Raw genomic sequence first — 12,919 nt, forward strand, 5'->3', positions numbered from 1 at the left:
TCCAATAAAAGTTCAAAAGGTTTGGCTTTCAGGACCGAGAGCATAGCGTGAAGCTAGGGAACGAGGAGCGCAGCGTACGTATTTTGTACGTGAGCACCACAGGCTCCCGATGAATGCTATGATCGACGTCGAATATGCTATGAAACACTTCATCGTCATCAAAGCCAAGCTTTTTGACCTCATCTTAAACAATAATTCTATTTTAGCTAATATTATCGGAAAAGCCAACATATACATGCTGTAGATGCTTGTCAACGGGAGGGAATCGTAGGATGTCTGAAAAGCCATACAAACTACTACTACTTGGCTTACTTATCGTCGTATTCTTGTTTGCTACTTGGCCGTATCAATTTCAGCATGCATGGCAATCAGGTTATACGTATGCAGGATCGCCTGCAGCAATGAATGTAATGACCTCAAGCGCAATCATGAATGATTCAAAAGAGAACAAGCCTCTCACTTCACTGCCTATTAATAGTGATGTTGGCAATATCGCGCCACAACCAGCGCTAAGCGATCGTATTGTTAATTATCACATTCAGGTTAACTTGAATGAGGAGCTAAACGTGCTAGAAGGAGATCAAGTGATCACATGGCGTAACCCTGGTAAGCAGCAGGTTCAGGATCTGTATCTGCATTTGTACGCCAATGCATTTAAGTCTCCCCAAACGACCTTTATGCAAGAATCTGGAGGAAAGCTTCGTTCAGACCAAGCTACTGCGAACAGTGAAGGCTATATTAACCTGACAAGCCTCGAATCAATGGAAGGAGAAAGCCTGCTTCCTCGTCTAAAATTTGTATCACCTGATGACGGTAATCATGAAGACTATACGGTAGCGACATTCCGATTACTTGAACCAGTTGCACCTGGAGAAGATGTAACGTTACGACTCAAATTCGAGGTAAAGCTACCTGAAGTATTTGCTCGCATGGGCTATGCAGGTGAATTCATTATGGCTGGACAATGGTTTCCGAAGGTAGCCGTGTATGAGACTGAAAACACCTCAGGTAAGCGAGAAGGCTGGAATGTTCACCAGTACCATGGCAACTCAGAGTTTTACAGTAATTTCGGTGTATATAGCGTCAAAGTTCATGTGCCTGAGCATTATGTCGTTGCAGGTACCGGCATGCAGACGAAGGTAACAAAACTTGGACAAGGCAGAAAAATGGTTTCCTTTTATGCCGAGGATGTGCATGATTTCGCCTTTTCAGCATCGCCTGACTTTATTACACATGAAGCATCCTACTCCGGAGCTGGAGTACCTGGAGTTAAATTAAAGCTCTATGTAGATAAGGAGCATGATGCGTTGTCCGAGCGCTATCTCCATGCAGCCAAGTCAGCACTTTCGTATTTCGGTAAAAATTACGGCACATATCCATATAGCACCTTATCGATTGTCGTACCGCCAAAAGGTGCATCTGGAGCAGGTGGTATGGAATACCCTACACTCGTAACGGCACTTGCAGCAGACAACGAAAACCCTGGATATGAGCTGGAACGCACGGTCATTCATGAGATTGCACATCAGTACTGGTATGGCATCATCGCTAATAATGAATTTGAAGAAGCGTGGCTTGATGAAGCCTTTGCCTCATATACAGAGGAAAAAGTGATGGAGTACGTATATGGTGTAAAATCAGACCACCGCATTGAAGCAAGCTATATTACAGCACCTGCACCTTTAAAGCTCAACGCTTGGTCATATGACAATCATTCGCATTATGCTGAAAATGTATATTTGCGTGGTAAGCTTCTCTTGCTTGACTTAGAGCAGCTATTAGGGAGCGAGCTAATGACCAAAGTTATGCGCAGCTATTTCCAATCGTATCAGTTCAAGCATCCTACTACCGCTCAGTTTCAAGAAGTGCTTGAGCAAGTCACGAAGCGATCGTGGCAAAGCTATTTTGATTCTTACGTGTACGCTAACGAAACGAACGACCTCGTCATCACAAAAATAGACAAGCGTAAATTACAAGAAATGAATAAGGACATCTATGAATACACCATTTTGCTCAGTCAAAACAGTGCAGTAAAGCGAATTGTGCCTATTGAACTTGTATATGAGGATGGGGCAATCGTGCGGAAGGAATGGGAGATCGGTGATGAAGCGAATTTACATTTCGTAGAACGATCTGAGGTACCGTTATCCTGGATCAAGCTTGATCCAGACCAAAGCAATAAACTCGATACGAGGCTTAACAACAACTTTATGCGTGCAGAGCTGCCTGAACCAGAGCGAAAAGCTGTAGCTATTACAGCAACCTCGCTGCTTGATTCACTGCTGCGTTTGTTGAGCTGGTAGAGGAGGAATATGAATATGTCGCAAAGGCTACACCAAGGCTGGAGTGTGACGAAACGTCATGTCAATATTATACTGCTATACTTTATTTATCAGGCGATTTGGGGTTTCGTTCTATACCGAATCATCGATCATATCGTCTCCCCTCTCCTGCTTCGTTATCCTAAAATAACGAACAGCTCAGAAGCCATGCAGCTGTTTTGGATTGAAACAGAGTTTAATCTCATGAAAACAGATATGATCGTTCCTTATATATGGAGCTTAGCTGGACTGCTGCTGCTTCGCATGATGATTACACCTATTATTCAAAGCGGCATGTATTACAGTTTGTTCGAAATGAGCCAAGGTGCTGAACGAACTGCCTTTCGTAAAGGAATAGCTGCAACGTGGAAACCGATGATGCTTGTGTACTGGCTAAAAAGCATTGCGATCCTCGCACCACTGGTCTACTTACTTCGTCCCTTACTATTCATACAGGATCCACAAGCCGCGTTTACCTCCTTACTAGATCAGCCTGGCTGGCTATGGATTGGCTTTATATTATGGGCTGCAATGATCAGTCTCTTATCGTATATGATTACACTCGGTATTGGAGCAAAGCTTTCACCAGTGCAGGCACTGTTAAGTACGATTAAGCACACCGCGCGTGTACTAATCATCGGTATCACCTTGACTTGCTGCTACCTTCTTATTAGCTTGCCAATCCATACCTTATCAATTGTGTGGGTGACCTTTATCAGCTTCGTCTTGTATCAATTGCTGCCGCTCGTTCGAGTAGTCTTTAAGGTGTGGACGATCTCTGCTCACTATAACGCGATGGGCAATGATCTATCTCAATAACGAATTCAGAAAAAAATTAGGACTAATCTATATGATTAGTCCTAATTTTTTTGTCCGCATTCCAAGCCGAACTCGCAATATTCTAATTTACAGGTTATGTAGTCTCACTCTACAAATACTTATGCAAAAAAAAAACGAAAGTGCTCGAATGTCGACAGCATAGAGTCTTGCTTCGAGCACTTTCAGTCTGTTCATTATAATGGTTTCCCTTTATCATCCAAAGGCTGCGTAAATACGGTTTAGTTCGGCTCTTTCTTGCGGACTAAGCTTCTGAGCTTCTTCAATCTCGTAGCAACCAAATGTATCATACAGCCTCGAGGACGGATCGACTTCTACATACGTGCACCATGGTAGCCAGTGATAATGGCTCTGAAGGGTCTGGCTCGTAAAATTACCGCTTTCATGTCCTATGCCAGGCATAATGTAACCGACACTTCCGTCTACATCATTGGACTGGCGGGTATTATTGTGAATAAATTGAGCAAAGTCAAGGTAATGCTCATCCCCGGTAATGATATACAGTCTATAGTACGTATACGAGCAGGCTGCCATATACACGTCGGCTCCTCCACCGACCGTAATAATACTTTGACCGCTGATCGAATACTGATTGAATGGATGCTTCGGCCAAGGGGTACGGACTGGGAAGGTCCAAGCATAGGTCCATGTCTCTGTATAATCGGCAGCACCGATCGCCGCCTCGAGCCATTTCTCCTCACCAGTTAGATCGTATAGCGCTAAAAACCCGAACAGCGCGTAGATACCGGCCTCCTTATCCTGAATATCCGCATTGTCACATGTTCCGCCTCGGTATTCTAAGTTGAGATAATTTTGAACGAAAGCCCATTCCCCTGCTCGAATCGCGGCATTCTTGTAGCGCTCTTCGCCGGTAACTAGATAAAACTGAACTAAGAAACGAATAACACTAGGAGTGTTAGACTTCGAATCCATACGAATCGTATTGTCAGTATTATATGCTCGGTAGAAGCTTCCATCTTCGTTCTGAATACTCGTCAGCCAGTCAGCGGTTTTTCGGCAGAAATCTAGCCATGATGCTCGCTCATCCCCCTTCTTCCGCATGTATAGGTATGCGTCCAGGATCGCCTCAATTCCGTCTGCTAGCATCCGAATATAGTGTGGGTATGGCTCAAAGCCCTCAATATTAGGGTTATAGCACATCTGCGGAAGGCCGGAATCCGTCATCGCTACCCGAGTCCAAAAGTCTATGATGTTAACCCCTTTTTCGAACGACTCCGATTCATTTTCCTTGTCACCGTAACGCAGCAGCTGGTAACCGATGCCGGGCTGCTGTCCAACGAATCCGAACTGAAAGGATACACATGAGATATCCATGTCGGGCAGCTGGCAAGCAAAGGGCAGCCCATAGGAGTCTCCATACTTTCGAGTGTAGTGAGTTAGTAGCTTCATACAGTTATGAAAATGCTGCTCATTATCTACCTCAAATAATTTGTCTCGCAACCTGCTATAGGCCGTACGCCAAGTATCCTTCATCATCGATTGGAAGCTGTTGTAATGATTGAATTGAATAGCAACGGAATAATGCTGTTCAAACCCTACTTCTACCGGATGATTGATACGCTGGAACGTTTTAGATTGCTTCTGGTAATCGAGACCGGAGTATATCGCATTTCTTCTAGGCATCTGCCCATCACAGGCTGGATATACATAATCGATAGACAGGCCATCGATCTGTGTCTCTAACTCCTTGCGTACCGCAAAGCCATAATACATATAGTTCAATGTTTTACTCTCTGGCTTGCTCATACCGAGCGCTCCGATCGTGCACCGCGGGTCTGTATTATTCTCGGCCCGAAGAATATCTGTGGATTGCATCGTAACGTCTGCTGCCCAGCGTGATAAAGTAGCCGTCTCGCCTGATTGAATATTCTGCATCGCGAACAATGGCAAAGCCATGCTAGTCTCCATGCGCCAATAATATTCACAATCGAGGTCTTTGCCCATCGCATAATCTGGAGCAAATTCATTCTGCTTATACCAAACGCCTGGAGCAAAACAATTATAATCACGCGTAACATCCGATTCCGCCATAACGAAGGAAACCTTACTTGAGAAACCGAGGTCGTCTCCCGCCTTCAGCACCTTGACGCTGCGGCTTACTTTGAAGCCATCTCCAGCAGTCTCATAACGGTCTGCAAAAGAAAATGAGGACCCCGAAGGTACTGTCAATATTCCTTCGGCCAAAATATGATTACCTGCTGTTGTAATATGACTGTAAGCCTGATCATAAAACTCGCTGATCGCAAACGCCGTCTTGACAGTAACAAACATCGGGCGCTTGTTGTAATAAAGAAGCTTGCCCTCTTTTTGAACCTCCATGCCACCTTGATCAAATATTAAGGCATAATCTCCGCTAACTAGCTTCATCGTATATCCCCCTATTAGAATGGTTTATCTCAAATTCAACGTTACTCTACTAGCTTGTGGTGTACTACCATCATTGCTCAATTTTTGTGTAACATTTAACGTGTTTTCGATAAGCGAATAACATTCCATGAAAGCTTTTTAGCTATAGCCTTCACCCTTCCATTCTCCAAGCGCGTATCAGCATTAATTGATGGCTTGATAACATCTGGATGATCATAACAATTACCAGCTTCCAAATCATTCGTGTACATCTCGATGTGTTCAGCAAGCTCATAGCCCTCAAAGGCTCGAAGATCGAGATCTACCTCGATGTCATCAGCAATGGCACGGTTGATCATAAAGATACAAAGCTCCTCCTTCTCCTCATGCATAACTGCCGCTGCTTCAATAGCCTGCACATTTTCGTAGGCATGGCACTGAACAGAGCCAGTTAAAGCAAACTGCTCCGTGTTGAAGGTCGGCCCGTCAACAGCAGGCATTAGCGATATTCCGCCACGAGACAGCTTGTTCATTTGAGCATAAGGATAGTAGGATGCATTCTTCCATACATGTGAGCCATTAAAGGATAGTGCATCACGGATTCCACCTGTCATGCAGCCAATCTTTATTCGGTCTGCATGACGCAGAAACGTCATCATTACAGAGGACATTGCCAATGCTTTTAGCATCTGATTCGAACCAAAATCTCGATCGTTATAATCCTCTGGATCGAACTTTTTAAAGCTATTCTCTCTTGGTGCGAATTGAAAGTAGCTTTTCGTAACATCCTGCCACCCTCTGCGTCCAAAGAGCACCTCCCCCTGCTTGCCAAAATTCGCGCCGTACTCATCGAAGGAGATGTACATTTTCTTAGGCGTTCTCAGCTTAGTTTGCAGGTAGTCACAAACTGCAATTGTCGTCCGAATATAATCCTCGAACACTGAGGATATATTGAGAAAGTTAGCGATATCCCCTTCTGGCGCTGTATGGTAATGATGCAGAGAAATATAATCAACCGATTCATAGCACTGCTCGAGTGCAGCCATCTCCCACTCAGGGAAATGACGGTGATGGTCCGACGTTCCTGCGAAGACCGTTTCAGCCTCATTATCAATCCACTTGACGAGCTTAGCTATCTCATGCGTACGTATGCCAAACCCCACAGGATCCTTCTCCCATGAACCGATCTGCCAATGTCCGTCCATTTCGTTGCCTAGATACCATGTACGGATTGGATAAGGTTCAAGCTGACCGTGCTTTTTGCGAAGCTCTGACCAATATGTACCGCCTGCAACGCGTGAGTATTCAACAAGATGCGCTGCGCTCTTCATGTCCTCTGTTCCAAGATTGATCGTATACATGGGGTCAGTCTCAACCTGCATCGCCCATTTCATATATTCGTCATGTCCTATTGTATTAGGTTCTATCTGAAACCATGCTAGGTCGAGCTGCGCCTTGCGTTCCTCGAGCGGGCCGATCGAATTTTTCCAATCCCAGCCCGAGACCCAGTTGCCGCCTGGAAATCTCAATGCAGGAAGGTCCAATTCCTTCACAGCATCGATAATATCACGGCGAAAACCCATCTCGTCAGCTGTCGGGTGCTTAGGGTTATAGATTCCACCATACACCCAGCTACCGATAGGCTCTAGGAACGCTCCAAAAAGACGCTTATCAACAGATCCGATCCGATACTCGGGATGAACGGTAACGTTTGCTTTCTTCATTCTTTGATCCTCCTCTTACTTTAATGTGTACGCCTATGCTTTAATGGCTCCTACAAGCATCCCTTTCACAAAGTGCTTCTGCAGCAATGGAAATACGCACATAATGGGCAGCATCGATACGATAACCGCTGCCATCTTTAGACCTTCTGAGAATTGTTTATCCGTCTGCACATTCGATATATTTAACTGCTGACTAATTTGAGAATCGATAACGATCGACCTTAAGGCCAGCTGCAAAACAGTGAGGTCGCCCTTGCGAATAAAGATCATCGCATTAAACCATTCATTCCAGCGGTCAACGGCATAGAATAGCGTCATCGTCGCGATAATGGGCAAGGATAAAGGCAAAATAATTTTGAATAAAATACGCCATTCTCCTGCCCCGTCGAGCTTAGCAGACTCCATTAACGAGATCGGGATTGTCGTGAAATTATTCATCATAATGATGAGATAGAACGAATTAATGCCATAAACTAGCACGACCGACCAGATTGTATTGATCAGTGATAATTCCTTCATGAGTAAGTACATCGGGATGATTCCACCAGAAAACAGCATCGTTAACACGACAAAATAAATAAAAAACCTCTTGAAGGGAAACGAAGGTCGGCTAAGTCCATAAGCCATACTCGTCGTTAAAAACATATTGAGTGGCAAGCCTAACGTAAGGAGCAGCAGCGTTGTACGGTAGCCAGTCCATATCCGCCCGTCCTCGAACAAGGATTTGTAGTTTTCAAACGTAAACGACTTCGGAAACAACAGAATGGAAGACTTCAAATACTCCTGTTGGGTCACGAATGAGACGGCAACCACATTGAGAAACGGCAGGATGATCGCGACAGCAAAGCCTGTAAGCAGAATCGCTAACAATACATCCAGCATCTCAATTCTATTGTTCAATTTACTGCTGCTCGGCTTATGCGCCTGTGTCTGCTCAGACCTAATCTCTGTCATTGTTCACTTTCCTTTCTCTCGGTAGATCACTTTTATCTCTGTACTTTCACTTTCTTTTTCATAGATGGAAAGAGTCCTTCTGCCCCTAACCACTTACACACGCGGTCTGCAAACAGCAGAAGTGCAAAGTTTATAACTGATCGAAATAAACTGACTGCACTAGAGAAAGAAAAATCTGCGGCTGATTGGAAGGTGATGCGATAAATATACATATCCAAAATTTCGCCTGCCTTCGCTGTAGCTGCATTGCTAATATTAAAGATCTGATCGAAGCCCGAGTTCATCAGATTGCCTACGGTTAAAATCAGCATAACAACGATCGTGCTTTGGATCCCTGGAAGTGTAATATAGCGCATGATTTGCAGACGGGTCGCACCGTCAAGCTGTGCTGATTCATATTGCTCTGTATCAATGCCTGTAATCGCTGCCAAATAAATAATCATCGTCCAACCCGCTGATTTCCAGTTATCGGTGATATATAACAGCGGCCTAAAGATTTGAGTATTGCCAAGAAAGTTTACCGGATCTCCGCCTAATAAACGGATGATCCCATTAACCAGGCCCTGCATATCTAGTGAGTTTATAAGGACGCTGGAAACGATAATCCATGACAAAAAGTGGGGAAAGGTATAGACCGTCTGAATTGCTTTCTTGTACCTATTCATACGAAGTTCATTCAATAGAAGAGCTAATAGAATAGGAAAAGGAAACTGAAAAAGGATACGCCCAAGATTAATCCATAGCGTTCTCCAGACAGATTCTAGAAACGCAGGATCTCTAAATACATAGGTGAAATTCTCTAGTCCAATCCATGGGCTACCAAATATGCCAAGATTCGCTTTGTAGGTTTTGAACGCTAGTGACAAGCCGTACATCGGAACGTAGGCAAAGATCAGAAACCATATGACACCGGGAAGTATGAGGAAATAAATTTCCTTCGACTTCAGAACGCGACTAATCAAGGATGAATCATTCTTTACTACATGCGTATTTTCCATATTTAGCCCCTCTGAAATAAATTTTAATTCATTGGTAGAAACGCATTAGCAAGCATTCGCCAACTGCAGCAAACGTAATGTTTGCTACAGTTGGCGTAGTATTGGCATTATAGCTGACGTGCTTAGCAGCTAGTTTCCTAGTGTGGAATTAAGCTCATCAAGCACCGGCTGGATAATGGACATCTTAGAATCTACCCATTTTCTCCAATTCTCTTCTATATCCCCCGATTGCGTCACGATATTAGCATATTCGGTGTAATAGTCCATTTGAGCTCTTCTAAAGCTTGGAGAGTCGTAGGCGAATAGCTCCCAATCGACTTTGGCGAATGAATCAGGCGTAGCAACTTGCGTTCTCTCCGTATACAGCTGCTTGGATAAGTCTCTTAACGACTTAGTCGTGTTCGGGTTGTCGAAGGCAAAGTCATCGAAAAGTATGGTGCTGCCTAGCAGATAACCCATCGATGGATACTTACCCGTAGCGCCGCCAAGCGGCTTGCCTTCCTTAGCTTGATCATAGAGTGATTTCACAGTTGTTCCATCACTTTCATACGCCCAGTCAACGTTTTCTATTCCCATATTAAGAATGGTATTTCCCTCTAATGTTGCATTGTAATCAAGAATATCCATATAGCGTTCGAATACTTCATCCTTAATATTTGGGCTGAATATGATGGCGCCCCAGTAGTTGATCAGATCATATTGATGGTAATTGCCATCATCACCAAGAACAGTCGCCATCTGGATATTGTCATATGGATCCGTGCCTATATTTGCTTGAAAATCATCATAGAATTGCTGAAGTGCAGAGGTTGGAGCCTGGAAGAATGTAGCACCAGCAATGCCTTGCACGTTAAAGAAGGAGCCGTGCTCTTCATTCTTAACCGTATAGAAATCTTGGCTCATTAATCCTGAACGATAGGCTTCAGAGAATAGTTTTAGACCTTTAAGCGTGTCTTCTGATGCTCCACCCCATTTGTAGGTTCCGTCAGTGTCCTTGTAGAACTTGTTAAAATGGGTGCTGTTTCTTGCAACGAATAGATCTACAGCATGTGTCGTGTTCTCGGCAATAGGAATAAGCTTGTTCCCAGCATTTCCAGGGTCTTGTTCTTTAATGAGCTGAGCGAATTCCATAACTTCAGATGTCGTATAGGTAGTTTTGATTGGGAAGCCTACTGCTTCTGCCCAATCTTTACGAAGGAACAAGGATGGATGGTTCGGTAGAGGATCGCCAGGAAGATTGTTCATAAATCGTGCTCTCGGTATAAAGTAAGTGCCGCCAAAGGTCTGTTCCATTTGAGGGCCAATCGATGTTTTATCAAAAACAGCTGCTACGTTAGGCCAACGGGTCTTCCAGTCATCAGGAAACCTTTTGATCAGACCCTGTTCAACAAAGGAGGCAGCGTCAGCATGATTGTAGTTATATACAGCTACATCAGGCATATCTCCCGAGTTAATCCAGATACGAAGACGCTCACTCCAGTTATCCCAGTTTAATGCGGCTACATCCATTTCATAGTTGAATTTTTCAGAATAATACTGAGCTAAAGGATCTCCCTTCGTATAATCGAAGCCTTCTATTCCCTGTACTGAGGCATACGAGAACTTAACCTTTTTAGAGAGATCAGTTTGAGGCTTCCAGTTGCCATCATTATCTCCGTCACTGGCTTGTGGTGCGGGTGTAGAATTACTTTCACTGCTAGGCGTTACGCTTGGAGAATTGCTTTCATTTTTTGTGTTGTCACTGCATGCTGTAAAAACAAACATCATCATGGCCGTAATCAATACTAAACTTAAAGATTTGGCTAGTTTGTTCACGCTAGAGACACCCTTTCTTTTAACTTATTTATTATAACTTTTGCTCTTTGGATCAGAGCTGATGGTTATAACTTCGAGTAGGGTAAACTTACAGCAGCATTCTTTTATACCTAGCGAAATTCAAAGTATTTCACTTAATTTAAAGCGCTTACATATTGATTCATGAGGATATAATAAATTATCAATTTATCCAAAACAATGACCTATTCTCTTGTATAATTGATCTATTCTTAGATTTTGAGAATTGAAAAATCAATGAATAGATCAATCGTCAACATTCGATATTATATTGTATCCGATTCGACATTATATGTGCTGCGCTCCGTAAATGGTGTGGTTTCAATTGCTGTTGTTCGGCGCTCCGAACATGGTTTGGTTACAATTGCTGTTGTTCCCAGATTTCTAGAAGTATGTTAAATGTAGAAATCCGGGAACAAAGGCAACCGCTTCGCTTTTCCACCAATCCATGTTCTCCGCTGGAGTGGTTGTGTGGGTGGTCGCTTAGTAGAAACACCACACCATTTGCTCCGCTGGAGCGGTTGAGTGGGCGTTGCTTCGTGTTACACTTTCGCCTTTACTGCGCTAGAGCATCTGTGTGGGCGTCGCCTTGATGTTATCACCGCACCATTTACTTCGCGTGGCATATTCCATCCTTCATAACAAAGAGGCTGTATCAAGGGTCTAATCCCTTGATACAGCCTCTATTTATCCAATCTTACCTTTATTATTCGATTACCCATTTACCATCAGGTAACGCATTAAGAGTCTATCTTTACGCTACAGATCTGCTAGTCGATAGCCTGCTCCTCTTACTGTAACGATATACTTTGGGTCGACTGCGCTATCCTCTAATTTCTTACGCAGGCTTTTGATGTGTACATCCACTACATTGCTGCCTGCATAGAACTGAAGTCCCCATATGATTTCGAGCAGCATTTCCCTAGTTTGAACGGAGCCGTCAGAGTTTAAGAAGTGTAGCAGCAGATCATATTCGGTTTTCGTCAGATCAATACGCTCATCTTCCCTCATGACGATCATGCGCTTCAAATCAACCTTTAAATCCTTATAGATATGAAGATCGTTGAAATGTGCATGACGCAGCTGGTTCTCTAGAAGATCATTGATGTGCTCGATTATCCCATCTACTGCGGATGGCCATAGCAATGTTTCCACTCCATCTAGCTCTTCATTAGCAAGCTCGCCGGCACGCTCATCACGCAAAGCAACAAGTGGGATTGGATAGCTTCTAGCAATGCGCAGCAGGGTCTGTTCACGCTGCTGCTCTGAATCGCTATGTTCGTCTTCCAATGGCAGTGTGTCATACACAATAAGCTCGGGCTTGAGTGCGGATAGCAAGCCTTCGTTGAACTCATGCAATGAAAATACATCAAAGCAAGCACTTGAGAGAGAGACGTACAAGCTCTCCAAGCGTTCCGGATAAGGGCTTATGATCATAACACGCTTCGTTAAGCTGCAAAGCTTTTTTGCTCCTGAGCTTGTCGCCGAAACTATTGCTTGTTCGTGCATTGCTCACACAACCCTTCCATTACAATATGGGGATGCTGAATGCTGTATCGGGTTTGCTCAGCAACCTGGTCGAGCCATGTCTGAGGAATGTCAACGAGCACCTCTTCTACCTTTCCACAGGATGTACATACAATATGCTGATGCTCCTCCGTACGAGCATCATATCGACTAACCGATTCGCCAAGCTTCAGCTCCTGAATAAGGTGTACCTCCGTCAAATAGCGTAACGAGTTATAAACTGTACCATAGGCAAAATTAAAGCCTTTCGCACGTAAACGTTCTATAATATCGGCTGCTGTCGGATGGTCATGTGATTCCTGAACAACCTCAAGAATCGCTCGACGCTGTACTGTTAAATTAATTTTTTGTGCCATAG

9 protein-coding genes are annotated in these 12,919 nt (G+C 43.9%); 2 read left to right on the forward strand and 7 right to left on the reverse strand.

The window, feature by feature from the left end; genetic code table 11:
• Positions 1-272 precede the first annotated feature (272 nt).
• Both M3180_RS19475 and M3180_RS19480 read left to right on the forward strand, forming a co-directional pair.
• Positions 273-2,303, forward strand: a complete 2,031-nt coding sequence (locus tag M3180_RS19475; RefSeq protein ID WP_251670625.1) for a M1 family metallopeptidase — start codon at positions 273-275, stop codon at positions 2,301-2,303.
• A 15-nt stretch (positions 2,304-2,318) separates the two neighbouring features.
• Positions 2,319-3,140: a hypothetical protein gene (locus M3180_RS19480; RefSeq protein ID WP_251670626.1), complete on the forward strand. Its 822-nt coding sequence runs from the start codon at positions 2,319-2,321 to the stop codon at positions 3,138-3,140.
• 213 nt (positions 3,141-3,353) lie between these two features.
• Here the strand turns inward: M3180_RS19480 and M3180_RS19485 are convergent, their stop codons facing one another.
• The 7 genes from M3180_RS19485 to M3180_RS19515 all read right to left on the reverse strand — a co-directional run bounded on the left by M3180_RS19485 (position 3,354) and on the right by M3180_RS19515 (position 12,917).
• On the reverse strand, positions 3,354-5,546 hold the full coding sequence (locus M3180_RS19485) for a glycoside hydrolase family protein (protein WP_251670627.1): 2,193 nt from the start codon (positions 5,544-5,546) through the stop codon (positions 3,354-3,356).
• A 95-nt stretch (positions 5,547-5,641) separates the two neighbouring features.
• A complete protein-coding gene (locus M3180_RS19490) occupies positions 5,642-7,249 on the reverse strand; it encodes an alpha-L-arabinofuranosidase C-terminal domain-containing protein (protein WP_251670628.1) in 1,608 nt (535 codons plus the stop codon).
• A gap of 33 nt (positions 7,250-7,282) precedes the next feature.
• Complete coding sequence (locus M3180_RS19495) at positions 7,283-8,203, reverse strand: carbohydrate ABC transporter permease (RefSeq protein ID WP_251670630.1); 921 nt, start codon at positions 8,201-8,203, stop codon at positions 7,283-7,285.
• Positions 8,204-8,235: 32 nt separating this feature from the next.
• Positions 8,236-9,201 (reverse strand): ABC transporter permease, encoded by a 966-nt coding sequence (locus M3180_RS19500; protein ID WP_251670632.1) that lies wholly within the window; start codon positions 9,199-9,201, stop codon positions 8,236-8,238.
• Between the two features lie 129 nt (positions 9,202-9,330).
• A complete protein-coding gene (locus M3180_RS19505) occupies positions 9,331-11,016 on the reverse strand; it encodes a type 2 periplasmic-binding domain-containing protein (RefSeq protein ID WP_251670634.1) in 1,686 nt (561 codons plus the stop codon).
• Between the two features lie 777 nt (positions 11,017-11,793).
• Positions 11,794-12,543, reverse strand: a complete 750-nt coding sequence (locus tag M3180_RS19510; protein ID WP_251670637.1) for a response regulator transcription factor — start codon at positions 12,541-12,543, stop codon at positions 11,794-11,796.
• Positions 12,525-12,917, reverse strand: a complete 393-nt coding sequence (locus tag M3180_RS19515) for a Fur family transcriptional regulator (protein ID WP_251670639.1) — start codon at positions 12,915-12,917, stop codon at positions 12,525-12,527. The genes M3180_RS19510 and M3180_RS19515 overlap by 19 nt, the downstream gene beginning before the upstream one ends.
• Between the last annotated feature and the right edge of the window lie 2 nt (positions 12,918-12,919).

The organism is Paenibacillus camelliae, from assembly GCF_023715345.1.
Lineage (GTDB): Bacteria > Bacillota > Bacilli > Paenibacillales > Paenibacillaceae > Pristimantibacillus > Pristimantibacillus camelliae.